Annotated in this window: 26 protein-coding genes; 10 read left to right on the plus strand and 16 right to left on the minus strand. The window is 68.3% G+C overall.

Translation table 11 applies throughout. The features are described 5' to 3' along the window. Positions 1-4: 4 nt before the first annotated feature. Both ABFX45_RS14530 and ABFX45_RS14535 read left to right on the plus strand, forming a co-directional pair. On the plus strand, positions 5-907 hold the full coding sequence (locus tag ABFX45_RS14530) for an SRPBCC family protein (RefSeq protein ID WP_346130292.1): 903 nt from the start codon (positions 5-7) through the stop codon (positions 905-907). Positions 908-1,036: 129 nt separating this feature from the next. Continuing rightward, on the plus strand, positions 1,037-1,864 hold the full coding sequence (locus tag ABFX45_RS14535; protein WP_346130294.1) for an extensin family protein: 828 nt from the start codon (positions 1,037-1,039) through the stop codon (positions 1,862-1,864). On the opposite strand, the gene ABFX45_RS14540 is transcribed toward ABFX45_RS14535, so the two are convergent. From ABFX45_RS14540 to ABFX45_RS14570, 7 genes are all read right to left on the minus strand, one after another. Continuing rightward, positions 1,823-2,383 carry an HAD-IA family hydrolase gene (locus ABFX45_RS14540; RefSeq protein ID WP_346130296.1) on the minus strand — a complete coding sequence of 187 codons (561 nt, stop codon included), beginning with the start codon at positions 2,381-2,383 and terminating at the stop codon, positions 1,823-1,825. The two genes, ABFX45_RS14535 and ABFX45_RS14540, sit on opposite strands and share 42 nt — an antisense overlap. 340 nt (positions 2,384-2,723) lie before the next feature. Then, the gene (locus tag ABFX45_RS14545) at positions 2,724-3,353 is read right to left on the minus strand and encodes a DUF4360 domain-containing protein (RefSeq protein ID WP_346130298.1); all 630 of its coding nucleotides are present in this window, start codon (positions 3,351-3,353) and stop codon (positions 2,724-2,726) included. Positions 3,354-3,766: 413 nt separating this feature from the next. Next, entirely contained in the window at positions 3,767-4,279 is a 513-nt protein-coding gene (locus ABFX45_RS14550; RefSeq protein WP_301325422.1) for an ATP-binding protein, read from the minus strand. 201 nt (positions 4,280-4,480) lie between these two features. Continuing rightward, positions 4,481-5,104: a DUF4360 domain-containing protein gene (locus ABFX45_RS14555; RefSeq protein WP_109635839.1), complete on the minus strand. Its 624-nt coding sequence runs from the start codon at positions 5,102-5,104 to the stop codon at positions 4,481-4,483. A 424-nt stretch (positions 5,105-5,528) separates the two neighbouring features. Beyond that, entirely contained in the window at positions 5,529-6,812 is a 1,284-nt protein-coding gene (locus ABFX45_RS14560) for a HAMP domain-containing sensor histidine kinase (RefSeq protein ID WP_346130301.1), read from the minus strand. Further along, entirely contained in the window at positions 6,809-7,474 is a 666-nt protein-coding gene (locus ABFX45_RS14565; protein ID WP_109635844.1) for a response regulator transcription factor, read from the minus strand. Before ABFX45_RS14565 ends, ABFX45_RS14560 begins: the two co-directional genes overlap by 4 nt. A 6-nt stretch (positions 7,475-7,480) precedes the next feature. Continuing rightward, positions 7,481-7,729 (minus strand): hypothetical protein, encoded by a 249-nt coding sequence (locus ABFX45_RS14570; RefSeq protein ID WP_109635847.1) that lies wholly within the window; start codon positions 7,727-7,729, stop codon positions 7,481-7,483. A 145-nt stretch (positions 7,730-7,874) separates the two neighbouring features. Here ABFX45_RS14570 and ABFX45_RS14575 point away from each other — a divergent pair, with 145 nt between their 5' ends. After that, complete coding sequence (locus ABFX45_RS14575) at positions 7,875-8,054, plus strand: hypothetical protein (protein WP_346130304.1); 180 nt, start codon at positions 7,875-7,877, stop codon at positions 8,052-8,054. A 61-nt stretch (positions 8,055-8,115) separates the two neighbouring features. On the opposite strand, the gene ABFX45_RS14580 is transcribed toward ABFX45_RS14575, so the two are convergent. Next, positions 8,116-9,321: an AGE family epimerase/isomerase gene (locus ABFX45_RS14580; RefSeq protein ID WP_346130306.1), complete on the minus strand. Its 1,206-nt coding sequence runs from the start codon at positions 9,319-9,321 to the stop codon at positions 8,116-8,118. Between the two features lie 168 nt (positions 9,322-9,489). Continuing rightward, positions 9,490-10,467, minus strand: coding sequence for an alkaline phosphatase family protein (locus ABFX45_RS14585; protein ID WP_346130308.1), 978 nt, complete (start codon positions 10,465-10,467; stop codon positions 9,490-9,492). A 112-nt stretch (positions 10,468-10,579) separates the two neighbouring features. Here ABFX45_RS14585 and ABFX45_RS14590 point away from each other — a divergent pair, with 112 nt between their 5' ends. Next, on the plus strand, positions 10,580-11,464 hold the full coding sequence (locus ABFX45_RS14590; protein ID WP_346130310.1) for a Ppx/GppA phosphatase family protein: 885 nt from the start codon (positions 10,580-10,582) through the stop codon (positions 11,462-11,464). Here ABFX45_RS14590 and ABFX45_RS14595 read toward each other — a convergent pair. After that, the gene (locus tag ABFX45_RS14595) at positions 11,461-11,811 is read right to left on the minus strand and encodes an STAS domain-containing protein (RefSeq protein ID WP_109635859.1); all 351 of its coding nucleotides are present in this window, start codon (positions 11,809-11,811) and stop codon (positions 11,461-11,463) included. The two genes, ABFX45_RS14590 and ABFX45_RS14595, sit on opposite strands and share 4 nt — an antisense overlap. 126 nt (positions 11,812-11,937) lie before the next feature. Between ABFX45_RS14595 and ABFX45_RS14600 the strand changes: the two genes are divergently transcribed. Then, a complete protein-coding gene (locus ABFX45_RS14600; protein ID WP_109635862.1) occupies positions 11,938-12,168 on the plus strand; it encodes a hypothetical protein in 231 nt (76 codons plus the stop codon). A 4-nt stretch (positions 12,169-12,172) separates the two neighbouring features. Here ABFX45_RS14600 and ABFX45_RS14605 read toward each other — a convergent pair whose 3' ends face one another. Together ABFX45_RS14605 and ABFX45_RS14610 are read right to left on the minus strand one after the other, a co-directional pair. Continuing rightward, a complete protein-coding gene (locus ABFX45_RS14605) occupies positions 12,173-12,403 on the minus strand; it encodes a DUF6480 family protein (RefSeq protein ID WP_109635865.1) in 231 nt (76 codons plus the stop codon). A gap of 19 nt (positions 12,404-12,422) precedes the next feature. Next, positions 12,423-12,818: an ATP-binding protein gene (locus ABFX45_RS14610; protein WP_109635868.1), complete on the minus strand. Its 396-nt coding sequence runs from the start codon at positions 12,816-12,818 to the stop codon at positions 12,423-12,425. Positions 12,819-12,913: 95 nt separating this feature from the next. Between ABFX45_RS14610 and ABFX45_RS14615 the strand changes: the two genes are divergently transcribed. After that, positions 12,914-13,282 carry an STAS domain-containing protein gene (locus ABFX45_RS14615; protein ID WP_233439440.1) on the plus strand — a complete coding sequence of 123 codons (369 nt, stop codon included), beginning with the start codon at positions 12,914-12,916 and terminating at the stop codon, positions 13,280-13,282. Positions 13,283-13,617: 335 nt separating this feature from the next. Here the strand turns inward: ABFX45_RS14615 and ABFX45_RS14620 are convergent, their stop codons facing one another. After that, positions 13,618-17,766 (minus strand): hybrid sensor histidine kinase/response regulator, encoded by a 4,149-nt coding sequence (locus ABFX45_RS14620; RefSeq protein ID WP_109635870.1) that lies wholly within the window; start codon positions 17,764-17,766, stop codon positions 13,618-13,620. Between the two features lie 137 nt (positions 17,767-17,903). On the opposite strand from ABFX45_RS14620, the gene ABFX45_RS14625 reads away from it, so the two are divergent. Further along, the gene (locus ABFX45_RS14625; RefSeq protein WP_346130314.1) at positions 17,904-19,289 is read left to right on the plus strand and encodes a PP2C family protein-serine/threonine phosphatase; all 1,386 of its coding nucleotides are present in this window, start codon (positions 17,904-17,906) and stop codon (positions 19,287-19,289) included. Between the two features lie 72 nt (positions 19,290-19,361). Beyond that, on the plus strand, positions 19,362-20,963 hold the full coding sequence (locus ABFX45_RS14630) for a PHP domain-containing protein (protein WP_346130316.1): 1,602 nt from the start codon (positions 19,362-19,364) through the stop codon (positions 20,961-20,963). Here the strand turns inward: ABFX45_RS14630 and ABFX45_RS14635 are convergent. Further along, positions 20,960-21,568: an alpha-ketoglutarate-dependent dioxygenase AlkB gene (locus ABFX45_RS14635; RefSeq protein WP_346130318.1), complete on the minus strand. Its 609-nt coding sequence runs from the start codon at positions 21,566-21,568 to the stop codon at positions 20,960-20,962. The genes ABFX45_RS14630 and ABFX45_RS14635 overlap by 4 nt on opposite strands. A 66-nt stretch (positions 21,569-21,634) precedes the next feature. Between ABFX45_RS14635 and ABFX45_RS14640 the strand changes: the two genes are divergently transcribed. Further along, on the plus strand, positions 21,635-21,805 hold the full coding sequence (locus ABFX45_RS14640; RefSeq protein ID WP_170154887.1) for a hypothetical protein: 171 nt from the start codon (positions 21,635-21,637) through the stop codon (positions 21,803-21,805). Here the strand turns inward: ABFX45_RS14640 and ABFX45_RS14645 are convergent. After that, entirely contained in the window at positions 21,802-22,341 is a 540-nt protein-coding gene (locus tag ABFX45_RS14645; protein WP_346130321.1) for a TetR/AcrR family transcriptional regulator, read from the minus strand. The genes ABFX45_RS14640 and ABFX45_RS14645 overlap by 4 nt on opposite strands. Before the next feature lie 49 nt (positions 22,342-22,390). On the opposite strand from ABFX45_RS14645, the gene ABFX45_RS14650 reads away from it, so the two are divergent. Further along, entirely contained in the window at positions 22,391-23,986 is a 1,596-nt protein-coding gene (locus tag ABFX45_RS14650) for an AMP-dependent synthetase/ligase (RefSeq protein ID WP_346130323.1), read from the plus strand. A gap of 47 nt (positions 23,987-24,033) precedes the next feature. Here ABFX45_RS14650 and ABFX45_RS14655 read toward each other — a convergent pair whose 3' ends face one another. Further along, on the minus strand, positions 24,034-24,765 hold the full coding sequence (locus ABFX45_RS14655) for a DUF2382 domain-containing protein (protein WP_346130325.1): 732 nt from the start codon (positions 24,763-24,765) through the stop codon (positions 24,034-24,036). Between the last annotated feature and the right edge of the window lie 18 nt (positions 24,766-24,783).

Genomic DNA, 24,783 nt, shown 5'->3' on the forward strand with positions numbered 1-24,783 from the left:
CGGCGTGAACACGGAGCTGCTGGACATCTACCTCAACGACCACCTGGCCGGGACGATCGCGGGCGTCGAGCTCGCGCGCCGCGTCAGCCGCACGCACCCCGAACTGCGCGTGCTGGCCGACGACGCGGAAGCGGACCGGCACGAGCTGCTCGACGTGATGAGGGCGTTCGGCGTCGAACCGCGCCCGCACAAGGCCGCCATCGGCTGGCTCACCGAGAAGGCGGGCAGGCTGAAGCTCAACGGACGGCTGCTGGGCCGGTCGCCGCTCAGCGACGTCCTCGAACTGGAGACGTTGCGCGTCGGCATCGAGAGCAAGGCCGCGATGTGGCGCACGCTGCAGACCGTCCCCGGAATCGACGCCGAACGACTGGACCGGCTGCTTCGCCGCGCGGAGAGCCAGGCGGCCCTCGTGGAACAGCACCGGATTCGCCTCGCACCACAGGCGTTCAACGCGCCGCACACGTCCGGCGTCGACGTCGAGCGCACCTTCACCGTGGCGTCCTCACCCGAAGGTGTCGTCGAGTACCTGCGCGACTTCTCCCGCACCGAGCAGTGGGATCCGGGCACCGTGACCTGCACGCGCATCGACGACGGCCCGGTCGAGGTCGGCTCGCGCTGGCACAACGTGTCTACGTTCCTCGGCCGCAAGACCGAGCTCGTCTACGAGCTGACCCGCGACGACCCGCAGTGCCTGCAGTTCGTCGGCCGCAACGACACCGCCACCGCGACCGACGACATCTCGATCACCGCGGGACCGGCTCCCGGCACGACCAAGATCGCCTACCACGCCCACCTCGAGTTCAACGGGCTGGCGAAGCTCGGGGCGCCGGTGGCGAAGCTGGCGCTGGAGAAACTCGGCAACGACACGGAGCGCAGCTTGATCCGCGCGCTCGGCTCAGTGCGGTAAAGGAAGAGGAAAACCGCAGGTCAGGCCGCATTCCCCGTTCTGAACACGATCCCTAGACTCCCTCGGGCCGGTTCGTGAGACAGGCCTTCCTCCTGTCCGCACCGGCTAGGACACAGAGGGAGAACTGGGGTGTTCGAAAACAACGTCACCAGGCGCGGCTTCGTCACGGGCGCGGCGGCCGTCGCCGGTCTCGCCGGTCTGTCCACCATCGCTCCTGGACTGGCGGGCGCCGACCCGAAGATCGGCGACCAGCACACCGACGCCGAGATCCGGGCCGCCGAGGCCGGCGCGCTGGCGATGATGACGTTCCAGAAGATCGACGGCACGCCGGTCTACTACTGGCGGTCCAACCGCGGCAACACCACCGCGCGAAACTGGCAGTGCACCGACGCGTTCTACAACGCGCTCGTCGCCTGGATCCGGGACCTGCGCTCGCTCTCGTCGAGCTACGGCTCGATCAGCTACGTCGTCTCGGCCGGTTTCTACGTCAACAAGCCCGGCCAGCACGGCGCCGGCACCGCCATGGACCTCGACCACGTCCGCTGGTCCGGCGGCAACACCATCTCGCCGCTCGACAAGCACCACGCGTCGAGCAACGCGGCGATCCGCAAGCGCTACCTCGCGACGGAGGCCGTGTGCCGCCGCCGGTTCCGCTATGTGCTCGACGGCTGGTACAACGCCGACCACGCGGACCACATCCACGCCGACTTCGGTGGCATGCCGGTTCGCGTGCTCAAGGACTCCGAGTCCGACACCAAGTTCGTCCAGGCCGTCTGCAACAACTTCCGCGGCTCCGGCCTGGTGATCGACGGCGACTGGGGCACGAACACGCAGAACGCGTTCAACGGCCTCAAGTCGGCGCTCGGCGTGACGGGTGACCCGCACACCAGCTCCTCGGTGTGGCAGGGCATGTTGTCAAAGATCGCGACCAAGGGCTTCGCGAACCAGAACATCTGATTCGAAGTCGTCGAAGCTGTCGATCCAGGAGTCCGGCTGCAGGCCACCGGTTCCGCAGCCGGACGACACGCAGACGACGGGAACCGCCGCCGCGCGGGCGGCACGGATGTCGCTGATGCTGCTACCGAGCATCAGCGCCGCCGTGCCGCCCGCGCGGCGGACCGCTTCCAGCAGATGCCGCGGATCCGGTTTGCGGTGGGGGAGTTCGTCCCCGCTCACCACCGCGTCGAACGCCCCGTCCAGCCCCAGCGCGCGCAGCATCCCGCCGGTGATGCGGCTGGACTTGTTGGTGCACAAGGCAAGCCGCACCCCACGCGCTCGCAGGCGTTTCAGCAGCACCTCGGCGCCGGGGTGCACCACCGCGAGATGGCCGGGATCCGCCGCGTACGCCCGCAGGTACGCCTCCTGGACCTCCCCGGCCAGATCGGGCGACGCCTCCGACTTCCTCAGCGCCGCGCACACCAGTGCGTTGTCGCCCAGGCCGATGTGCTCTCGCGTCTCGTCGTCGGTGAACTCCATCAGCACGTATTAGCGCAAAGCGATGTTCAGGGCGTGCGCGGTCCCGGAAAGCGTGTCGACCACGGTTCCGTCCAGGTCGAATACGACGGGTGTCCACCTTCATGGCTGCTCCGGTGTTTTGTGCGTTGCCCGAGGAACGCTCTGATTCTGCACGTAAAGGTTTTCATCGCGGCGGAAGGCTGTCTGGCCATTACTTGTCCCAGGTTTGCCCCTTGGGGGAACACCTGGTTGCCCGCAGATCGGCGTTCCCGTCGAAGTGCCGCGGGCACAGCGGAAGGCCCCTTGGTCTCGTGTGGCGGGAGACCAAGGGGCCCGGCGGCCAGGCTGTTCGGTTATTCGGTCACGCCTTCGGACACTTCTTCCACGCGAAGTGGTAAATCGTCTCGATGGAGCCGTCCGTCGAGTCCATTGCCATGAAGCTGGTCTTCTTCGGGTCGGACGTGCCCTTGTCCACGCGGAGCTCGGTGTTGATGTTGAAGTTCCGCTTCGCGCCGCACGGGTGGTAGACGATGGAGGCGACGTCGGTCTTGTGCGTCACCTGCCAGTCGTCGCTCATCGCGCCGTTCCAGGACTTGGTGCGCTGGTCGTTGTCCGACATTCCCTGGAAGTAGTAGCTCGCCCGCTGCGTTCCCTTCGCTCCCCGCTCCAGGTGGGCGAAGCCTCTGTAGTCGGCCTGCGCGATTCCGTAGGTGAATCCGCTCGGCACGTTGACCCTGAGGTTCAGCTGGCAGTTCTTCCGGAAATCGGTCGGCCGCGCGTCCGGGCCGACCTGGGCCATGTACTCGCTGTAGGTGACCGTGAAAGCCTTGTTGTCCGGGGAGACGGCGATGGCGGCCGTGCCGATGCGGCAGCCGGAGCCGTTGACCGTGACGACGTCGATGGTGATCTGGCCCGTCGGGGGCGGATCCGCGACCGGGGGAATGACGATGGTGGACAGAGCCAGAGCGGCCGCAGCCAACGTGCTAATCATGAGACACCTTTCCGAATGTGCGGGACATGTCGGGCGGCGTGATACGAGACCGTATCGGAAAGGGTGTTAACGAACCTCCGCCAACCAGAGCAACATTGCCGGGCGTTAGCCGAAGTCAATGCGCATCGACCATTTGTCACTTTTTGTGGTCGATCGGTTACCGCACCAATGGGCGAGGCGGGGCCGTCGTCGGTGAATTGCCATCCGTACCGAAAGAACGCCATTCAGGAACCTGATGGTCCACGCGCCGCGCCGAATGTAACACGGCTCGAACGGAGTAACCGCAGTCTGAGATGCGGAACCCAATTGGTGAAGCGTCCACAGTTGTGAACCCGCGGACACCACAAGGGCGCGTCCACCGTTGGACGCGCCCTTGTGGGTGAAACTTGAACTAGAGCGGTTTACCCCGGTCCCTACCGCTGGGGACCGCCGCCCATGGAGCCGCCGAGCCCGAACAGGATCCGCTGGATGAGCTCGGGATCGACGTCCGGCTCGTCGCCCAGCGCCTCGGCCGCGGGGGAGCGGCGGGGTTCGCGCCGTGGCAACGGCACCGCGTTGGCGTTCACGCCGGTCGGCAGCGGGAGCTCGCACCAGATCAGCTTCACGCCGCCACCGAGCTGCAGCTCGCCGGTGCGGAGATCGGGCGAGGTCGGCGGCATCGTGAACCTGGCCGCCTCGAGCTCGACGACCAGGTAGTCGCCGCTCAGCCGCAGTCGCAGGGTGATCAGCCGCGAGGTCTTGGGGTCCGCGGACTCGATGGCCGCCTCCACCAGGGCGCAGGCCACCGCGGAACAGTCGTCGATCATGTTGCGCAGCCGCCACTCGCCGAGTGTGAAGCGCACGAACAGATCCGCGCAGTTCACCGCGGTGGGCAACGCGATGAGTGTCAGGTCGTCAACCTGTGCGGTCTGGGCGTTCACCTGCATGCAGCCTCCGTTCGCGTGCGGCGCGCGAGCCAACGACGGTCACCCGAATGGCCGTCGCGGTGAGTCGGGAATCTACATGGGTATACGCGGGAAGCAATGGCCTGGTTGACTCGCCCGTCAAAAGTCACGTGCGGGTCACGGCGAGAGCCCCCGGCGCTCACTCTGGGTCGAACACCGGGGGCACTCCGTGATCAAATTCGCTCAGCATCGCTTCCAGGCGAACTGGTAGCGGGTGTTGACGCTGCCGTCGGTCGAGTCCATCGACACGAACGCCGCCTGGTTGGAGGAGTTCGTGAACGCGCGGACCTCGGTGTTCACGTTGAGGTGCCGCACCGCGCCGCACGGCGCGAAGACGATCTCCGCGACGTCGGTCGTGTCGGTGAACTGCCAGTTGTCGGTCTTGGGGCCGGCGATGTTGTGCGTGCTCGTACCGGTCGACGACTGGCCGGAGAAGTAGTAACTGGCGCGTTGCATGCCCTTCGCGCCTCTGGGTAAGTGCGCGAACCCGCGGTAGTCGGCCTTCGCGATCCCGTACGTGAAGCCCTGCGGGTAGTGCACGCGCAGGTTCAGCTGGCAGTTCTTCCGGAAGTCGGTCGGGGCCGATCCGGAGCCGGCCTGCGCGGTGTAGTCGCTGTAAGTGACCGTGAATGCCGTGTTGTCGTCCGCGACCGCTACCGCCGCTGTTCCCGCGGGGCAGCCGGAACCGTTGACCGTGACGACGTCGACGGTGATTTTGCCGGGAGGAACGACATCGGCGGCACTCGGCGCCTCGGGGGCGACGAGGAGCGACAGTGCCAAACTCGTAGCTGCCATCACACTGAGCATGAGGCGCCTTTCATTTCGGGGGATGGGATGGCGGCGTGGCAGCGACGTTATCTTAAATAGACTTAAGGCGAGGACAGCCGACCGGGCGAACTTAAATATATTTAAAACGGATTAATCGTCTGAACGGTGGATTGGCGACGGCGGGCCGTCGGCTAACTTCGTGTCAGATCACGAAAAACGATCACACAGACCTCCTTGAATACGCCGGTCCCCACACCTGGCGCCGAGAGCCCCGGCTGAGATCCACCTCGTAACACCGGTGTGGGATGGCAAGCGCGCACTGCTCATCGGGTTCCACCCTCCTGCTCGGAACTCGGTGGTGCGGCAGCGGTGCAGCGCAGCCGGCCGGTGCCCGCCGGCGGCGTCGGACCCGTCCCACGGTCCGCGCCGCCGGCGGTGTTCTTTTCCGGCCCTGACCAGGGCCCTAGAGCCTCCGGAGCCTCAATTGCACGCGTGCCCCACCCAGCGGCCCGCGGTCGACGCGGAGAGAACCACCCGTGCTCTCCGCGGCGCGGCGGGCGATGTCGAGCCCCAGCCCGGTGGATCCACCGCCGCTGGCGCCGCGTTGCAGCGCGCGCTCCACGTCCGCAATGCCCGGCCCCGCGTCCTCGACGACGAGAGCGACCAGGTCGGCCTGGTGCACCAGCGTCACGGCGAACCTCGTGCCCTCCGGCGTGTAGCGGAAGACGTTGCCCAGCAACGCGTCCAGCGCGGCCGTGAGGTCGGTGCGGGCGAGCGGCACGTGTGCGGGCCGGTCGGCGCCGCGGATCGTCCACGGCCGTTCCTGGTCGTCGGCGAGCGCGGACCAGAACACCAGCCGGTCGCGCACGACCCCGGCCACGTCCACGGCCGTGTTGCCGGGCTCCAGACCGGACCGGGCCGCCTTGATGATCTCGTCGACCTCCCTCTCCAGTCCTTGGACGGCCTCGCGGACCCGATCCGCGCCTGGACCCCTCCCGAGGGTGTCCGCGTCCAGCAGGAGCGCGGTGAGAGGCGTTCTGAGGCGGTGGGAGAGATCGGCGACCACCTCGCGCTCGGCGGCGAGCAGGTGCCGGACGCGTTCGGCCATGGCGTTGAACGCCTGGCCGACCTCCTTGAGCTCGGACGGTCCCTTGACCGGCACGCGGACGGAGAGGTCGCCCTGACCCATCCTCCGTGCACCTTCGGCCAGCGTGCGGGTCGCCTTCACCGCCCGCGCACCCAGCCGGTCTGCGACGAACACCGAACCGGCGACGAGTCCGACAGCGACCCCCGCCAGCGCCCACCACGTGCCTATGACGCCGTGCGTGAGCTGTTCGCGTGGCACGAACGCCTCGACGATCACGATGCCGTTGGCGCTGGTGGCCAGCGGTTGCAGGTAGGCGACGCCGTCCGGGCGTTCGAGGGTGGACGCCCTCGCGAGGTTCTGCGCGTCCTGCAGGTTGGCCGCGGTGATGTGCGAGGTGCCGTAGGTGTTGGGGGCCGGTGTGCTGATGTGCACGGCCAGCCGCTGCTGACCGCCGTAGCGGGTGCTCCTGATCGCCTGGCGGATCTCGGGCGCCTTCGTGGTGATCAGCAGCGCCGGCGTGAGGGCGGCGGCCTGCTTCTCGGCCTCGCTGATCGCGCTGTCGTACGCGGCTTTCTTGGTGACGATGGCGAGCGGGATGAGGAACGCCAACGCCACCATGCTGGTCGCCGCGAGAGCGACCAGCACCAGTGACCGCCTCATCTCGGTGCGACCAGACGCACGCCGACGCCGCGCACGGTGTGCAGATAACGCGGCTGCGCGGCCCGTTCACCGAGCTTGCGGCGCAACCACGACAGGTGGACGTCGAGCGTCTGGTCGTCGCGAGTGGACGGCCACAGGCTGGCGAGGATCTCGGCGCGCGGGACGACCTCGCCGGAGCGTGCGGCGAGATACGAGAGCAGCTCGAACTCCTTGTGCGTCAACGACAGCTCCCGTCCGTCCACAGTGGCCTTGCGGTGGTCCACGTCGATCTCCAGCCCGCCGACGACGAGCTGCTTGCTGTCGCGGGCCCTTCTGAGCACCGCCTGCACGCGGGCACCGAGGTGCTCGCTGGAGAACGGCTTGACGAGGTAGTCGTCCGCACCCGCGTTGAGCAGCCGGATGATCTCCTGCTCGTCGTCGCGGGCGGTAGCGATCACCACGGGGGTGTTCGTGACACCCCGGATCATCCGCAGCGCGTCACCGCCGTCGAGGTCGGGCAGCCCGAGGTCGAGCACCACGACGTCGTAGTTGTTGGCGGTGACTTCGCGCAAAGCCTCGATCGCGAGCGCGACACCGTGCACCATGTGGCCCTGGCCGGTGAGAGCGCGTGTGATCGCCGCTCGCACCACCGGGTCGTCCTCGACCAGCAGTACTGATGCCATGAGTCGCTACAGGAGGGTCGTCGCAGTGAGACGGTCGGTCGGATACCTGGTCGCCTGGGCGGTGGTGACCGCGGTCGCCGTCGGCCTGTCCTGGTTCGGGATCCGTTCGGCGATGGAGCCGGCGCCGGTGGCGGCGGTGGGCTCCACGGCGGGTCCAGGGGTGCTGCCGATGCCGACCGTCACGTCGATCACCGTCGCGGTGCCCGCGACCGGCACCTCTGCCAGTTCGTCACCCGTCACGCCCTCGTCGTCCACCAGGCCTCCTGCGATCAGCTCGTCTGTTCCGGCTCCTCCCAGTAGTACGGATGGACGTCCCTCCTCGGCTCAACTTCCCGAGGGGGAATGGCAGCCGGACGGTTCGTACGTCCACGCGTTCCACCTGCGCGGCGGTGACGTGGTCGTGCGGTACCGCCCGTCGGGGGTGGAAGCGCTGTCGGCCACGCCGACCGACGGGTGGTCGGTGGCCGTCGAACAGCCGGGTGGGCCGCTGGTGGTGAACTTCCGCAACGCCGAGGGCCGCCTGTCCCGTTTGGAGGCCACGTGGTCGAACGGCCCGACGGCGCGCGTGATCGAGAAGTAGCTGGTAACGGCGCCTGCAAGTACCACCGACCTGGGGACGGTGGTACTTGCAGACGCCAAGATCACAGGCCGATGGCCTTGGCGATCTGCGCGGGCTTGAGCACCCGCAGGATCGCCTCGAACAGGTAGTAGTCGCCGTAGGGGAGCGAGACCTCCACACCGTCTTCCGAGGGCCGGTTGCGGGTGCCGCGGGCCATGATCGCCTCGGCGCGGGCCGACCTCGTGGTGAGGCAGGTGCCGACCAGGCCGTCGAGGATCTTCAGCGCCCGCTCGCGGTAGCGGCCGTTGCCGGTGACCGCGGCCAGGTCGAGCAGGCCGCACGCCAGGATCGCGCCCGCCGACGAGTCCTTGATGTCGTTGGCGCCCAACGGGGAGCGGTAGTCCCACACCGGCACGTGGTCCGGCGTGATGGCGCTCAGCGCGAAGTCGGCCATCTTGCGGGCCGTGTCGCGGAACTCGCGCAGGCCCGTGCGGCGGTACATCGTCGTGAAGCCGTAGATGCCCCACGACTGGCCGCGCGACCAGCACGACGTCGGACTGTAGCCCTGCACGGTGTTCGGGCCGATCACCGCGCCGGTGTCCGGGTTGAAGTCGAACACGTGCGGGGTCGAGCCGTCCGGCCGGATGAAGTGCGTCTGAGTCGTTCTGGCGTGGGCGATCGCGATGTCGATGAACTTGCGGTCGCCGGTCTGCTCGGTAGCGAACGCGAGCAGGTCCAGGTTCATCATCGTGTCGATGATGACGCGGCCGGCGTTGCCCGGTGTGCCGAGCCTGCCCCACGCGCGGATGTACCTGCCGGTGGGGTTCCAGCGCTGGATCAGCGTGTTCGCGGCGTCGACCGCGCCGTCACGCCACTTGGTGGCGCCGGTGAGCCGGTACGCGGTGACCCACGACGGGTAGAACAGGAAGCCCAGGTCGTGGTCGCGGGGTTCGAGCCGGCGCGGCGCCAGCCTGTCGTTCGCGGCCTCGGCCAGCGCGCGGAACTGCGCGTCACCGCTGTCGAGGTGCGCGAGCCAGAGCGTGCCCGGCCAGAAACCGCCGATCCAGCCGCCGTCGGCGACGTACGTCCACTTCTCGAACCGGGTGATCTCCGGGAACGACGTGATGCCCGGTGCGACCGCCTTCAGCTTGGTCAGGCCGTAGTCGAGAGCGCCGCGGAGCTTGGCGGGGGAGGCCGAGGCTTCCCCCGCACCGAACGCTGCTCCGGCTCCGGTGAGCAGGGGAGTGGCCGCGGCAGAAGCCAGAAGGGTGCGTCGAGACAGATTCACGAGACCGTCCAGTCCCTTTCATGTCCTTGCGCCCGGCGACACCCTGCCAGATCCGATCAAGGTCTGTAAAGAGAAGTCAAAAACGATTCTTTCCGTTGTTCCGGGATTCCCACGTTGTAACGGGAATTGTTCACAAGGATGAACGGTTCGGCGCCCGACAAATGGTCGCTACGCTTGCCAGACCGCGAAGGGCACGTCGATCTCGTCCCGGCTCAGGCCACCGTGCTCGAACTTGGCGGACGGATCCGCCACCGGGAACGCCGGCGACGCCGCCACGGCCACGACAGGACCCGCCTCCGGCTGCGGCAGTCCGAGGTCGGTGGCGTGGTGCACGGTCGCCGCGGCGCCCAGAGCCGTTGCCACGCGGTCGAACACGGCCTCCACGCGGTCCGCTTTCGGGTAGAGCCAGCGCAGCCGCCCGGCGCCACCGGACGGGATCACGCAGTCCTCGCGCACGATCGCGTCCCAGGCCTCCACGAGAGCGGGGTCCGGCTCGACGGGAACCTGGCCGTGGTCGGAGTGCGCCACAACGGTCCAGCCCTGCGCCGCCCAACGGGACGCATGCGCGTCGAGCCGGAGCATGGCCTCGTGCACCGACTCGTCGTAACCGTTGCGGTGCACGTGGTCGTCGATGTTCACGTACGTCCAGAGGAGCCGGGCGTCCGGCAGCGCCTTGTCGAGATCCGCCACGACGTTCGCGACGAGCAGCGGCGGGTCCTCCGCCTGGGCGGTGAGTTTGTGCCGAGGGGGTGCGGGTATCCGGGTGCAGCCTCGCAGCAGGGCGTGGGCCCAGGTGCCTTCGAGCAGGTCGAGCTCGCGGGCCAGGACGGTGGCGCCGTGCCGTTCGAGAACGGTCGGCAGCTCCGGGATCGCGGGCGTGCCGTTGATGGCGTGCACGAGACCGGATCCGTTGCGGTACACCGTTCCCGGCACGCGGTGCACGTCCGCCGGAACACCGGTCAGCGCGGTCAGCCAGGCCGTCGCGGAGGTGGACGGCACGGTGGAGGTGAGCGTGGAGAGGGAGGCCGACAGCCAGGATTGTTCGGCCACGTCCGAGGACAGGCCGTCCACTGCCAGGACGATGACGCCGCGATTTGCCGATTTCAGGGCGTCTTCGAGCCGGGAAGGGATCTCTGCCAAGGACATCGGGGCACTGTAACGCATCTCATCCCCGAAGATGCCCTGTTCGGGTGCCAAGACTCCCACAATGGGTGCCGATGAGGTAAATGGAACTTGGTAGAAGAAGGAAGGTTGGCGGATGTCGGTCGGTGTTCTGGACGTCGGGTGCTTCAGCGCGCACCTGGTGATCGTGGAACGCGACTTGATGCGTCCGCTGGTGTCCCACAAGGTCAGGCTGCGCCTGGACCGCGAGATCAACTCGGAGGGGGCCATCAGCCGCGACGGCGTCGAGTCGTTGTGCGCCGCGGTGCTGGCCGCCTGCAAGAAGGCCGGTGACACGCCCTTCCTCCCGTTCGCGACGTCCTCCGTCCGCGACAGCACGAACGCCGATGCCGTGATGCGCAAGGTGCACAGACGCACCGGCGTCGAGCTGAAGGTGTTGTCGGGCAAGGAAGAAGCACGTCTGTCGTACACCGCGGCACGGCACTGGTTCGGCTGGAGCGCCGGTCCGATGGTCGTGCTGGACGTCGGTGGCGGCACGGTGGAACTGGCCGCGGGATCCGGGGCGGAACCGGATCGCGCGGTGTCACTGCCCTTGGGGGCGCGGACTTTGACGCGAGCCGGCCTGACCGTGCAGGACATGCGCGCTGAAGTTCAAGAACGGATCGCGAAAGCTTTCCCGCGCGATGAGAGCGCTCGCGCCGTTGGCTGTTCGAAGGTGTTCGAGCAGCTGGCCAGGCTCGCCGGAGCGCGCACGGGCACGTACGTGCCACGTCAGTTGTGGCTCAAGGACTTGGAGAAGTGGATCCCGCGGCTCGCGAAGCTGTCGGTGCGCGAACGGGCGGCGCTACCGGGGATCTCGCGGCACCGGGCCCAGCAGTCGCTGGCGGGCGCGGTGGTCGCGGAAGCGTTGATGCGGGTCTCGGGACACGAGGTCGTGGACATCTCGCCGTGGTCCACCAAGGAAGGCCTGCTGCTCGACCTGGTGGAGCGCTCTCGCAACCGGCGAGAGTCAGCCGCCTAGCAGGCGCTCAGCGCCGTGACGGCGTCGTCGACGTCGTTGAACAAGAGCAGCAGCTGGTCGACGGCCGTCATTTCCAAGGGGCGCAACACAACTCTGGTGTCGCTGACGACGCCGAACTTGACACCGAGCTCGTCGGCCTGGTGCTGCGTCTCCACGAGCGCGCGGATCCCCTCGGACCCGAAGAACCGAACTTCCCGCAGGTCGATCACGAGTGCGGGCGGCTTGCGGTCGAGCAGCTCGGCGAGCCTGCTGGTCACCGGGGCGGACGACATCATGTCGATCTCGCCCGTGACGGCGACGATCGGAATGGACTGGACGTAGGTCGTTCTCTGGCGAAGCTGGTTCATAAGGACTCCCGTCCGGACCGACCGTACGCGCCTTCCGGTGACGACCACAAGCCGAGACGGTTTTCACCAGGCCATGGCGGGTACACGCCGAGTGACCGCTAATTCCCTGATAGATGAGGAGGGACCGTGTCGACCACGGAAACCGGTCACGTCACGGGTACGAAGGACAAGGATTACAACATCCTGTGGTTCACCGAGGCGTGCCTCGACAACGCGCTGCGGCTCGAGACCTTCATTCAGGACGCGGAACGCGAAGGCGACCGTGAACTGGCGGAGTTCTTCAAGAAGGCGCAGACCGACAGCCGCAAGGGCGCCGAGCAGGGCAAGCGCCTGCTCGCCTCGCGTCTGTCCGGCTGAATCGTCAGCTGAGCAGGAACGCCTGGGTCAGCAGCATCGCGGCCACGAGCACGACGAGCACCATGATGAGCGCGATCACGACGCGCCCGGTGGTCGCTTTCGGCGGCGTCGGCTCGCGATGCGAAAGACCTGAGGTTTGTCCGGATTCAGGCGGGGTGTCTCCTGGTCGCACCCCGCCACCGGGCTCCAGCCCAGGCGTGCGCTGCGGATCAGGATCGGGTGGTGTGGCAGTCATACGGGCTTAGTACCCGTTCTCAGGACTCCAACTCGGCCCACACGACTTTTCCCCGCGCGTCCGGAGTAGTACCCCAGCGCACGCTGAGCGCCTTCACGAGCTGCATCCCGCGCCCCCGCGCCGAACTGGTGTCGACCGGCCGCACCTGAGGCTGCTGGGACGACTCGTCGTGCACTTCGACGAGCATGCCACTGTCTCTTCGGCTTACAGTGAGTGTGATCAGCCCCTCACCGTGGTCGATCCCGTTCGACACGAGTTCGGTGACGACGAGCTGCGCGTCGTCCGTCAGGTCCTCCGACAACCCCCACGAGACAGCGGCGTCGCGGACCACCTGACGTGCACGAGCGCACGATCCACCCTCGGCGGTCAGAATCACCCGCACCTCAGCCAGTGGGTCGTTCAGCACAAGGCGCATCGTCGCACATCCGGCGCCCCGTTCGGATCTTTCAGCCCCCCGGTGGTCGCATGCCTTGACGTCGTGCTGCACGATTTGGGTCGCACGAGTCGGGCGTGGCGGAAGGAACGGCGACGATGGAGCTCAACGTCGGCAGCGAGGTCCAGCGGGGATGGCGAGTGCTCGCCGTCGCCGGCGAGCTGGACATCGACACCGTCCCTGTGCTTGCCGCACGGCTGGATGCGGACGTGACCGGGGCACACGCCGTGCTGGACCTCGCCGGGTTGCAGTTCATGGACTCGACCGGGCTGGCGCTGGTGCTCGACTGGCACCGGCGGCTGGGCGAGGCCGGCGGGCAGCTGCGGATCGCTGCCACTCAGGCGCCGGTTCGGCGGTTGTTCGAGCTGGCGGATGTGGCCCAGGTGCTGAGCTTGCACGAGACGGTGGACGCGGCTGTTCAGGAGTCGGTGGACACGGCTCACTGAGGATTGGGGGTGGCCCGGGGTGGTCACCTTGCGGTGGTGGGCGCGCGGGCCGATACCGAGCGTTGATTGCGTCATCGCCGCTCCGCGACGATTGCGATCGGGGCTTGACTTCGGGGCCCTTGCGAGGCGCTCATCGGCCTGAGAAAGCCGGGCACAGAAGCGCCCGGCCGATCCGAACACGCTAGCACCTCGCACCCAAAGCCAAGCCCCAAGCGCCTGCGTACGTGGGCACGTTGGCACCGTCGGCTCACGTCATCACCGTTTGCACGGCGGTGCATCGCCCTGTCCGGCTCGGCTTCGCCTCTGCACCCTGCCGGTACCCGGCTCAAGCGTCCTCAGGCTTCTGCGGACACCCCGAGGTAGTAAGCGATCAGCCTGATCAGGTGCTCGGTGTCCACCGGCTTCGTCACGTAGTCGGTCGCACCCGACGCCAGCGACTTCTCCCGGTCACCCTTCATCGCCTTCGCGGTGACGGCGATGACCGGCAGGTCCGCGTAGCGCTCCATGGCCCGGATGGCGGAGATCGTGGCGTTGCCGTCCAGCTCGGGCATCATGATGTCCATCAGGACGATGGCCACGTCGTCGTACTGTTCCAAAGCACGTACGCCCGTGATGCCGTTGTCGGCGTAGATCGCCTCCAGGCCGTGCAACTCCAACACGCTCGTCAGCGCGAAGACGTTGCGCAGGTCGTCATCGACGACCAGGACCTTTTCGCCGTGGAAGCGGATCGAGCCGGACGCGGCCAGCACCGGGTCGGGGGCCACGATCGGGGTGGGCTCCGGCAGGACCACGGCGTCGGTGGCGACCTTGCCCAGGGGGAGGCAGAGGGTGAACGTCGAGCCGATGCCCGGCTCGGAGCGCACGCGCAGGGCGCCGTTCAGCAGTTGGGCCAGTTCTCGGCTGATGGACAGGCCCAGGCCCGTGCCGCCGTACTTGCGGGACGTGGTGCCGTCGGCCTGTTGGAAGGCTTCGAAGATGACGGCGAGCTTCTCGGCAGGGATGCCGATGCCCGTGTCGTGCACGTCGAAGGCCACTGTGGACGGATCGTCCATGCGGACGTGCAGGCGGATGCCGCCGTCGTGGGTGAACTTGACGGCGTTGGAGAGCAGGTTGCGCAGGATCTGCTGGAGGCGGTGTTCGTCGGTCCGGAGCGTTTCCGGGACGTTCGGGTCGACGCGGACGGAGAACTCGAGGTTCTTCTCGGCGGTCAGCGGCAAACACAACGTCTCGACGTAGCGGACCAGCTCGTCCACGCGGACCGGGTCCTCGTGCAGGGTCATGTGGCCCGCCTCGACCTTGGTGAGGTCGAGGATGTCGTTGATGAGCTGCAGCAGGTCCGAGCCGGACGAGTGGATCGTGCGGGCGAACTCCACCTGCTTGGCGTTGAGGTTGCCGTCGAGGTTGTCGGCGAGGAGCTTCGCCAGGATCAGGAGGGAGTTCAGCGGGGTCCGCAGCTCGTGGGACATGTTGGCCATGAACTCGGACTTGTACTTCGAGGCCGTCTGGAGCTGGCGGGCCCGGTCTTCGAGCTCCTCGGAGCCGGCGCGGAGCTCGGCGGTGAGGCGCTGGGACTCGACCAGCAGGGCGTCGGTGCGGGAGTTGGCGAGCATCGTGTTGACGTTGACGCCGATGGCCTCTTTGAGCTGGTCCAGGAGGTCGAGGTGGACGTCGGTGAAGACGTTCAGGGACGCCAGCTCGATCACGCCCAGGGTCTCGCCCTGGAACAGGATCGGCAGGATCACCAGGTTGACCGGGGCGGACTCACCCAGCGACGACGACACGGTCAGGTAGCCCGGGGGCACCTCGGTGACCAGGATCGTCTTCTTCTCCAGCGCGGACTGGCCGACCAGCGACTCGCCCAGCGCGACACGGGTCGCGCGGGCGGCGTCCAGGCGGAAGCCGTAGGAGGCGGTGAGCTCCAGGGTCTGCTTGGAGTCGTCGTCCTCCTGGATCTGGAAGAACGCGCCGTGGTGGGCGCTGACCAGCGGCGTCAGCTCGCTCATGATCAACGAGGCCAGGGCGCGCAGGTCGCGGTGGCCCTGCATCAGGCCCGACAGGCGGGCCAGGTTGGTCTTGAGCCAGTACTGCTCGCGGTTGGCGCGGGTCGTTTCCTTGAGGTTGGCGATCATCTGGTTGACGTTGTCCTTGAGCTCGGCGAGCTCTCCGGACGCGTCGACGGTGATCTGCCTGGTCAGGTCGCCCGCGGTCACGGCGGTGGCGACGGCGGCGATGGCGCGGACCTGGGTGGTCAGGTTCGAGGCGAGCTGGTTCACGTTGTCGGTCAGCTTCGACCACGTGCCGGCCACGCCGTCGACCTCGGCCTGACCACCGAGCTTGCCCTCGGTGCCGACCTCGCGGGCGACACGGGTGACCTCGTCGGCGAAGGACGAGAGCTGGTCGACCATCGTGTTGATCGTGGTCTTGAGCTCCAGGATCTCGCCGCGGGCCGAGACGTCGATCTTCTTCGTCAGGTCGCCCTGCGCGACGGCGGTGGTGACCTGGGCGATGTTGCGGACCTGGTTGGTCAGGTTGTCCGCCATGAAGTTCACCGAGTCGGTGAGGTCCTTCCACGTTCCCGCCACGCCGGACACGCGCGCCTGACCACCGAGGATGCCCTCGGTGCCGACCTCGCGGGCGACACGGGTGACCTCGTCACCGAACGCGCGCAGCGTGTCGACCATGCCGTTCAGGGTCTCGGCGAGGGCCGCGACCTCACCCTTCGCCTCGACGGTGATCTTCTTCGAGAGGTCGCCGTTCGCGACCGCGGTGGCGACGGCGGCGATGTTGCGGACCTGGTTGGTCAGGTTGTCCGCCATCAGGTTGACGTTGTCGGTGAGGTCCTTCCACGTGCCGGCGACGCCCTGCACACGGGCCTGACCGCCCAGGCGGCCGTCGGTGCCGACCTCGCGGGCGACGCGGGTGACCTCCTCCGCGAACGACGAGAGCTGGTCGACCATCGTGTTCAAAGTGGACTTGAGCTCGAGGATCTCGCCGCGCGCGTCGACGGTGATCTTCTGCGACAGGTCGCCGTTGGCCACGGCCGTCGCGACGTGGGCGATGTTGCGGACCTGGTTGGTCAGGTTGTTCGCCATGAAGTTGACGTTGTCGGTCAGGTCGCGCCACGTGCCGGCGACGCCGGGAACCTGGGCCTGACCGCCGAGACGGCCCTCGGTGCCGACCTCGCGGGCGACACGCGTCGCCTCGTCGGCGAAGGACGAGAGCTGGTCGACCATCGTGTTGATCGTGGTCTTCAGCTCGAGGATCTCGCCGCGGGCGTCGATCGTGATCTTCTGGGTCAGGTCGCCGCGCGCGATGGCGGTCGTGACCTGGGCGATGTTGCGGACCTGGGTCGTCAGGTTGTTCGCCATGACGTTCACCGAGTCGGTCAGGTCGCGCCACGTGCCGGCGACGCCCGGCACCTGCGCCTGGCCGCCCAGGCGGCCGTCCGAGCCGACCTCGCGGGCGACGCGGGTGACCTCGTCGGCGAAGGACGAGAGCTGGTCGACCATCGTGTTGATCGTGGACTTGAGCTCGAGGATCTCGCCGCGCGCGTCGACGGTGATCTTCTGGGTCAGGTCGCCCTGCGCCACGGCGGTGGTGACCTGGGCGATGTTGCGGACCTGAGTGGTCAGGTTCTCCGCCATGAAGTTGACGTTGTCGGTCAGGTCGCGCCACGTGCCGCCGACGCCGGGCACCTTCGCCTGACCACCGAGCTTGCCGTCCGTGCCGACCTCACGCGCGACACGCGTGACCTCGTCGGCGAAGGACGAGAGCTGGTCGACCATCGTGTTCAGCGTGTTCTTCAGCTCCAGCATCTCGCCGGAGACGTCCACCGTGATCTTCTGGGTCAGGTCGCCGTTGGCCACCGCGGTCGCGACCTGGGCGATGTTGCGGACCTGGTTGGTCAGGTTGTTCGCCATCGAGTTGACGTTGTCGGTCAGGTCGCGCCAGGTACCGGCCACACCCGGCACCTTCGCCTGACCACCCAGGCGGCCGTCGGTGCCGACCTCGCGGGCGACACGCGTGACCTCGTCCGCGAAGGACGACAGCTGGTCCACCAGGCCGTTCACGGTCGAACCGAGCGTGGCGAACTCACCACGCAGCGTCTGGTCCGACATGCGCTTGGTGAGGTCACCCTCGGCGACGGCGGCGAGCACCCGGCTCAGCTCCGACGTCGGCCGCACGAGGTCCTCCACCAGGCCGTTCACCGAGTCGGCCATCAGCGACCAGCCACCGGCGGTGCCCGCGGGCGCCACCCGTTCGGTGAGCCTGCCCTCCTGGCCGACGGCCTGCCGGACGCGGCCCAGCTCACCGGCCAGCCACTGGTTGCGCTCCGCGATCTCGTTGAACACGTCCGCGAGCGCCGACAACGCCCCGTTTCCCGGCACCACCAACCTGCGGCGGAAGTTGCCGTCACGCAGGTCTCTCATCGCGGCGAGAACCCGTTCGAGGGTTGCGTCCGTCTCTTCGTTGGCCGTGGTCACTCCAAGCCTCCGTGCCTCGGTGGTCGCAGCCAAGCCTGCCACGTTAGGTTGGGAGCGAGGTAACTTGATGCCGCGATGCACGCCAACTACCCGCAGGAGGCCGTGATGATTCGGCCGAGTGCGCTGGACAAAAGCGGATGAGCAGCGCCGTGGGCATCGACCTCGACGGCTGGCAGCGCCTGGTGGACGGGCTCCGCGAAGCCGTCTTCGTCGTGGACCCCGCCGGAGTGGTGCGCGTGCGCAACGCCGCGGCCGCCGACCGGTTCCCCCGGCTGTGCCTGGGCGAGCACTTCGACGTGCACGTCGCGGGCCGTCAGCACGACCTCGGCGAGGGCTGGAGCGCCTGGTACTTCACCGACTCCACGCTCGACCACGCCCATCTGCGGCTCGCGAGCGGCAGTTCCCGGCAGGACACGCTGAGGACCATCGTGCAGCTCGCCGCGGAGCTGCTGGGGGAGCACTGCGTCGCCGTCGTGCCGGCCACACGCGACCGTCTGGAGTGGTGGCGCTGCGGCGGCGGCGAACCCACGGTCTCCCGGACGCCGCGCCGGGCCAGCGTGCTGACGGAGGTGCTGACGGGCACCTCGACGCTCACCAGGATCACCTCATTGGGTGAAGGTAGCTGGGGCGTGCCGGACGACTTCGGCTGCGCCCTCGCCGTGCCTCTGGGTGTCGGTGGCGCTCTGGTCGTACTGCGACAGGGTGAATTCGCCCCCAACGACATCGAACGCGTCCGGCTGTTCGGCAAGCACGCGGCCGTGGCGCTCGAGTCCGCGTCGAGGCTGACCGAGCAGCAGCGGACGATCGACGTGCTTCGCTCGGCGTTGCTGCCGTTGCCGCTGCCCGAGGTGCATGGCGTGTCGATGGGGTCGGTGTTCATCCCGGCCCACCAGCGCGCGCTGGTCGGCGGCGACTTCTACGACGTCCACCCGCGCACGGACGGCACGGCGACGCTCGCTCTCGGCGACGTCTGCGGCCACGGCCTGGAGGCGGCGGTCCACAGTGGACGTGTGCGGCAGTCGCTGCAGGCGCTGTCGCTCGTCGAGACGAACCCGGTGCGGCTGCTGCACCTGCTGAACACCTCGTTGCGCGCCACCGGTTCCAAGCTCTTCACCACGATCGTCGTGGGCGAGCTCGTGCCGTTGTCGTCAGGGGGAGTGCGGCTCTCGCTCGCCTCCGGCGGGCACCCGGCGCCGTTGATCCTGCGCGCGGACGGCACCGTGCAGGACGTCAGCGCGCCCGGCGCGATCGTCGGCATCCTGTCCGACGTCCGGTTCCACGGCGAGCAGGTGACGCTGGCACCCGGCGACACGCTGGTGCTGTACTCCGACGGCTTCACCGAAGCCCGCGCGCACACCGACCGCACCGAACTGTTCGGCGAGCAGCGGCTGCGGGCCGTGCTGAAGGAGTGCAAGGGCCAGTCGGCCGAGGAGATCGCGCGGCGCTGCGAGGAAGCCGTGCTCAAGTGGCTCGACCGCGACGATCACGACGACCTGGCGCTGCTGGCCGTTCAGGCCGTGTGAACGAATTTCCCGGTACCAAGGTTCATTCGCCGTTCATCGGTGGTGGCAGGTTCACCGGTTGAGATCTTGCACATGTCCCACTCACACGATCATCACCACCACGACGTCGAGCCGGCCGAGGGCAGCTGGCTCGCCCCCGAGGACGACCGTCCCTCGTCGGTCGAGCGCCGCAAGTTCCTCGCCGGACTGGGCATCGCGGCCGGTGCCGTCGTCGCCGGTTCGGGCACGGCCGAGGCTCACGTCCCGGTCAACCCGTGGGGCGGCGGTGAGGGCTGGTACGCGGGCGACCACCACATCCACACGCAGTACTCCGACGACGGTCAGTATCCGATCGAGCACCAGGTGCGGAAGGCCCGCGAGTTCGGGCTCGACTGGGTCGTGATCACCGACCACGGCGGTCCCGCGCATCAGAAGTTCTCCATCGACCAGGTCGCGCCGGACATCGAACGCGCGCGTCGTGCGCAGCGCGACGTGCTGGTCTACCAGGGCCTCGAGTGGAACATCCCCGGCGCGGAGCACGCCACGGTGTTCCTGCCGCCCGGCAGGCACACCACCGACATCCTCAAGGCGTTCGAGCTCTCCTACGACGGCCGCATCGCCGGCAACACCGAGCCGCTCGCGCTGGCGGCGCTGCGGTACCTGGAGGCGCAGGTCCTCTCCGGACGGACCGAGATCGCGCTGATGTTCGCGAACCACCCGGCCCGGCGCGGCCTCGACAGCCCGCACGAGCTGCGCGGCTGGCGGGACGCGGCCCCGTCCGTCGCCGTGGGCATGGAGGGCGCGCCCGGCCATCAGGCGGCGGGCATCTCGAAGGCGGCGGGCGGCCCCGGCAGGGCGCGGGGCTACTACGACCTCGCGGCGCCGCTGGCGGACTCCTTCCCCGGCTACCCGATGGAGTCCTACCGCACGCACGGCGGCTTCGACTGGATGACCGCTCGCGTCGGCGGCCTGTGGGACGCGCTGCTGGCCGAGGGCAGGCCGTGGTGGATCACCGCGAACTCGGACGTCCACCAGGTCCTCGGCGACACGCTGACGCCCGGCAAACAGGACTACGCCACAACGGGTTCGAAGGGCGCGCCGATCGACTCCGGTGTCCGGCAGACCGGCTACGGCGACTTCTTCCCCGGCCAGTACGGCGCGAACGTGGTGGGCGCGCGGTCGAAGTCCTATGTGGACGTCATGCGCGGTCTGCAGTCGGGCAAGGTCCTGACGGTGCACGGCAGGCTGATCGACGGCCTTTCGCTGCGCGTGCGCTCACGTGAGGACCTGCGCGGCGTGACGCTGGGCGGGCGGACGTTCGTGCGCCGCGGCGGCGACGTCGAGGTGACGATCGAGATCGACCGCGCCGCCGGGCCGAACTTCTCGGGTGCCACGCCCGTCCTGGCCAAGGTCGACCTGATCTCGGGCCCGGTGACCGGTCCTTCGTCCGACCGCGATCTCTTCGTGGCGCCGGAGACGTCGGTCGTGAAGACGTTCGAGGTGCCGCGTCGGGGCAAGATCCGGTTCACGCACACGTTCGCGGGTGTCGAGCGGGCGTTCTACCTGCGGCTGCGGGGGAGCGACGGCAAGCGCCTGACGTCGTCGGGCGACCCGATGATCGACGAGATCGCGAACTCGGACCCGTGGGCCGATCTCTGGTTCTACGCCAATCCGGTGTTCGTCGACGTGATCTAGCGGACCCCGCGCGGACGGAACTGCACGCTGATCCTCGGTCCTACGGCTTTCGCGGTCTTGGGGACGGCGTGCTCCCACGTCCGCTGGCACGACCCACCCATCACGAGCAGATCGCCGTGCCCCAGCGCGTACTTGTGAGTCTCACCGCCCCCACGCGGTCGCAGCAACAACGCCCGCGGTGTGCCCACGGAGAGGATCGCGACCATCGTGTCCTCGGTCTGCCCCCGGCCGATCGTGTCGCCGTGCCAGGCCACGCTGTCGCGCCCGTCGCGGTAGTAGCAAAGGCCCGCAGTGGTGAACGGTTCCTTCAGCTCGGGCAAGTAGTAAGAAGAAAGCACGTCACGAGCGGTGGTGAGCACGTCGAACGGCAGCGCGCCGCTGTAGAAGCAGAGCAGGCGCGGCACGTCGACCACGTTGTCGTACATCTGGCGGCGTTCGGCGCGCCACGGCACCTCGGCGACGAGCTGGTCGAAGAGGGCGTCGGCGCCGGCGAGCCAGCCCGGCTGGACGTCGATCCACGCGCCGTGGCCCAGTTCGGTGCGGCGTGGGGCAAGCGGGGCCAGTGCGGGCTCCGCCTCCAGGTCGAACAGTGATCCCTGGCGCATACCAGCAGCATAATCGAACGTGTGTTCTATAGCTAACGAACTGCGGTCTGGGGTGATATTGCACGTATGACTGGGGATGAAGCGGACGAGTTCGAGATCGTGCAGACCGACGAGGACGTCACCAACGTCGTGCGGGGCAAGGTGTCCGGGACCGTGGTGCAGCTGGGCCGGGTCGACGGCGACCTCTCGTTCGACGGCGGCATCGTCATTCGCGGGCGAGCGCCGAAAGAGGACTAGGGCTTCAGCACGGCCCAGACGGCGTCCGCGATGATCTCGCGGGCCTCGTTCAGGTCGAACACCCCCAGCAGGAACCGGCGCACCGACTCGTGCGCAGGGCCCATCACCACGGGTTCGAGCGCCCATGGCGGCACCGAGCGCATTTCGCCGGAAGCCATGCGGTCGAGGAACCACGACATCACGGGGGCGAACTCCGCCTGCTTGACCGACGGGTCTGCGTGGCCCGGCGCGGCGTACAGGAACCGGGCGCGGCTCGGGTTCGCGGCCACCCAGTCGAGGTAGTGCAACGTCAGGTCGCGCACGGCGGGACAGGCGGGGCGCGAGTCCAGCGCGGGCAGCATCGCGGCGACGCAGCGGGCGTAGCTGTCGGCGTAGAGCTGTGCGAACACGCCCGCGCGGCTGCCGAAGTGGTGGTAGATGCTGCCGTTCGACATGCCGGATCGCTCGGTCAGTGCTGCGATCGTCACGGCGTCCAGGCCGCCCTCTTCGACGAGCTTCAGCGCCGCGTCCAGGAGGGACTGTCTTCGGTCAGCCATGCGGGTTAGAGTACCGCTCTGGAGCGACGCTCCAGAGAAGGGGAGAGCAATGGCGCTGTCGATTCCCGGCCTGCTGCGCGACCGGGTCGCCCGCACGCCCGACGCCGAGGCGATGCGGTACCGCGACCACGGTGGCTGGGCCTCGCTCACGTGGGCGCAGCTGCAGGAACGTGTCGCGAAGCAGGCGTTCGGGCTGCGCGCGAAGGGGCTCGCCAAGGGCGACAGGGTCGCGCTGATGGGCGGCACCAGCATCGAGTGGATCATCACCGACCTCGCGGTGCTCGCCGCCGGTGGCGCCACCGCCACGATCTACCCGAACAGCACGAGGGGCGAGGTCGCGCACATCGTCACCGACTCCGGCAGCCGCATGGTGGTCGTCGAGACGGACGAGCACGCGGCACTGATGCCCGACGTCGAGGTGCTGCGGTTCGGCGCCATCCCCGAGGCGGACGGCGACTACGACACGCTGATCGACGAGCTCGGACCCGACGATCTCGCCACGTTGATCTACACGTCCGGCACGACCGGCACGCCGAAAGGCGTCGAGCTCACTCACAACAACTGGCTGACGACGTCGGAAGCCATTGCGTCCCTTGGCATTCTGCAGCCCACGGACCTGCACTTCCTGTGGCTCCCGCTGTCGCACGCGTTCGGCAAGGTGCTGACGATGGCGATGATCGCCGCGGGCGTGCCGACCGCCGTCGACGGCAGTGTCGAGCGGATCGTGGACAACCTCGGCGAGCTGCGACCGTCGATCGTGGCCGCCGCACCGCGCATCTTCGAGAAGATCCACGGCCGGATCGTCGCGGGGGCGCGTGAGAAGGGCGGGCTCACCGAGAAGATCTTCACCTGGGCCGACCGCGACCACGGTCCCGCGACGCGCTGGCTCGCGGATCGCCTGGTGTACCGCAAGTTGCGTGATCGTGTGGGCGGGCGCATCCGGTACTTCGTGTCGGGCTCGGCGCCGCTGGCGGGGGAGATCGCGGAGTTCTTCGAGCGCGCCGGCATCACGATCCTGGAGGGCTACGGGCTCACCGAGTCGTCCGCGGCGACGTTCTTCAACCGGCCGGGCATGATCAGGATCGGCACGGTCGGGCCGCCGATCCCCGGCATGGAGGTGAAGATCGCGGACGATGGTGAGGTCCTGCTCAGGGGGCCCGGAGTCATGCGCGGCTACCACAACCGTCCCGACGCGACCGCCGAGACGCTGGTCGACGGCTGGCTGCACACCGGTGACGTCGGCGAGCTCGACGACGCGGGCCGGTTGAAGATCACCGACCGCAAGAAGGAGCTGATCAAGACCTCGGGCGGCAAGTACGTGGCGCCCGCGCCGATCGAGAGCCTGCTCAAGGCCGCGTCGCCGTACATCAGCAACGTGATCGTGCACGGCGACCGCCGCAAGTACTGCGTGGCACTGGTGACGATCGACCCGGACACCGCGTCGGGGCTGTCCGACGCGCGGGCAGAGGTCGAGAACGCGGTGAAGGTCGTCAACGCACAGCTGGCCAGGCACGAGACGATCAAGCGGTTCGCCGTGCTGGAACAGGACTTCAGCGTCGAGGACGGGCTGCTGACCGCGTCGCTGAAGCCGCGCCGGCGCGAGATCGAGAAGCGCTACGCCGACGTGCTGGACAGCTTGTACTAGCGAGCCGCCCACCGGCGGAAGTGGTGGGCGGCTCGCTCGGCGTCACTTCAGCGACGGCCGCGCGGTTCGTCGTCGCGCTCGACCTCGACGCGTTCCTTGCGGACCTCGCCCTTGACGCTCTTCTGTTCGGTGACCGCGTCCTTCTCCAGCCGGACCCGTTCCACGGCCGCCGTGTGCTTGCGCACCACCGGTTCCTCGCGGTGCAGCGTGACCTCCGCCTGTTCGTCGGCGAACGCCCTGCCCGTGCCGCCCTGCGCGGGCTCACGGCCCACCCGGACTTCCTCGTGCGTCACCGGCACGGTGACGTTGCGCTGTTCGGTGACCGTGTGTTTGACCAGCCGCACCCGGCCTGCCTCGACCTTGCGGGTGCCGACGTCGAGCTTCTCCTCCGAGCGCGTCACCTCGGCCGCGTCACCCCTGCCGCGCCTGCCGTCGAGCCGGTCGTGCTCACCGGTCTTCGCCTTCGGGATCAACCCGTAGTGCCGGCAGAGCGCCTCCTGCTCCTCGTCCGACATGTGGTTGCCCGAGGTGTGCACGCTCGGCGCGTCCTTCACCTGCTCCTTGGCGATGGGGACGGTGATCGCGCCACCCGCCACCTGTCCCTGCTGAATCGGGACGAAGCTCTCCTTCATGCCGAACAGTCCGGTGTGGACCTCGGCCCACATCGGTGTGCCGGTGCCGTCCTCGAGCCACACCTGCTTGACCGAACCGATCTTCTCGCCCTTGTTGTCGATCACGTCGCAGTCGTACAGAGTCTCAACTTGCGTCTGATCGATCATCGCGCTGTCCTTCCGCGT

It is taken from the genome of Lentzea roselyniae (assembly GCF_039537795.1).
Taxonomy (GTDB): Bacteria; Actinomycetota; Actinomycetes; order Mycobacteriales; family Pseudonocardiaceae; genus Lentzea; species Lentzea atacamensis.

What these genes read in the sequence shown, in the direction of transcription:
- ABFX45_RS14540 (WP_346130296.1), bottom strand. Translation starts at nt 2,383, where the DNA reads ATGGAGTTCACCGACGACGAGACGCGAGAGCACATCGGCCTGGGCGAC.
- ABFX45_RS14545 (WP_346130298.1), bottom strand. Translation starts at nt 3,353, where the DNA reads ATGATTAGCACGTTGGCTGCGGCCGCTCTGGCTCTGTCCACCATCGTC.
- ABFX45_RS14550 (WP_301325422.1), bottom strand. Translation starts at nt 4,279, where the DNA reads ATGCAGGTGAACGCCCAGACCGCACAGGTTGACGACCTGACACTCATC.
- ABFX45_RS14555 (WP_109635839.1), bottom strand. Translation starts at nt 5,104, where the DNA reads ATGCTCAGTGTGATGGCAGCTACGAGTTTGGCACTGTCGCTCCTCGTC.
- ABFX45_RS14560 (WP_346130301.1), bottom strand. Translation starts at nt 6,812, where the DNA reads ATGAGGCGGTCACTGGTGCTGGTCGCTCTCGCGGCGACCAGCATGGTG.
- ABFX45_RS14565 (WP_109635844.1), bottom strand. Translation starts at nt 7,474, where the DNA reads ATGGCATCAGTACTGCTGGTCGAGGACGACCCGGTGGTGCGAGCGGCG.
- ABFX45_RS14585 (WP_346130308.1), bottom strand. Translation starts at nt 10,467, where the DNA reads ATGTCCTTGGCAGAGATCCCTTCCCGGCTCGAAGACGCCCTGAAATCG.
- ABFX45_RS14590 (WP_346130310.1), top strand. Translation starts at nt 10,580, where the DNA reads ATGTCGGTCGGTGTTCTGGACGTCGGGTGCTTCAGCGCGCACCTGGTG.
- ABFX45_RS14595 (WP_109635859.1), bottom strand. Translation starts at nt 11,811, where the DNA reads ATGAACCAGCTTCGCCAGAGAACGACCTACGTCCAGTCCATTCCGATC.
- ABFX45_RS14605 (WP_109635865.1), bottom strand. Translation starts at nt 12,403, where the DNA reads ATGACTGCCACACCACCCGATCCTGATCCGCAGCGCACGCCTGGGCTG.
- ABFX45_RS14610 (WP_109635868.1), bottom strand. Translation starts at nt 12,818, where the DNA reads ATGCGCCTTGTGCTGAACGACCCACTGGCTGAGGTGCGGGTGATTCTG.
- ABFX45_RS14625 (WP_346130314.1), top strand. Translation starts at nt 17,904, where the DNA reads ATGAGCAGCGCCGTGGGCATCGACCTCGACGGCTGGCAGCGCCTGGTG.
- ABFX45_RS14630 (WP_346130316.1), top strand. Translation starts at nt 19,362, where the DNA reads ATGTCCCACTCACACGATCATCACCACCACGACGTCGAGCCGGCCGAG.
- ABFX45_RS14635 (WP_346130318.1), bottom strand. Translation starts at nt 21,568, where the DNA reads ATGCGCCAGGGATCACTGTTCGACCTGGAGGCGGAGCCCGCACTGGCC.
- ABFX45_RS14640 (WP_170154887.1), top strand. Translation starts at nt 21,635, where the DNA reads ATGACTGGGGATGAAGCGGACGAGTTCGAGATCGTGCAGACCGACGAG.
- ABFX45_RS14645 (WP_346130321.1), bottom strand. Translation starts at nt 22,341, where the DNA reads ATGGCTGACCGAAGACAGTCCCTCCTGGACGCGGCGCTGAAGCTCGTC.
- ABFX45_RS14650 (WP_346130323.1), top strand. Translation starts at nt 22,391, where the DNA reads ATGGCGCTGTCGATTCCCGGCCTGCTGCGCGACCGGGTCGCCCGCACG.
- ABFX45_RS14655 (WP_346130325.1), bottom strand. Translation starts at nt 24,765, where the DNA reads ATGATCGATCAGACGCAAGTTGAGACTCTGTACGACTGCGACGTGATC.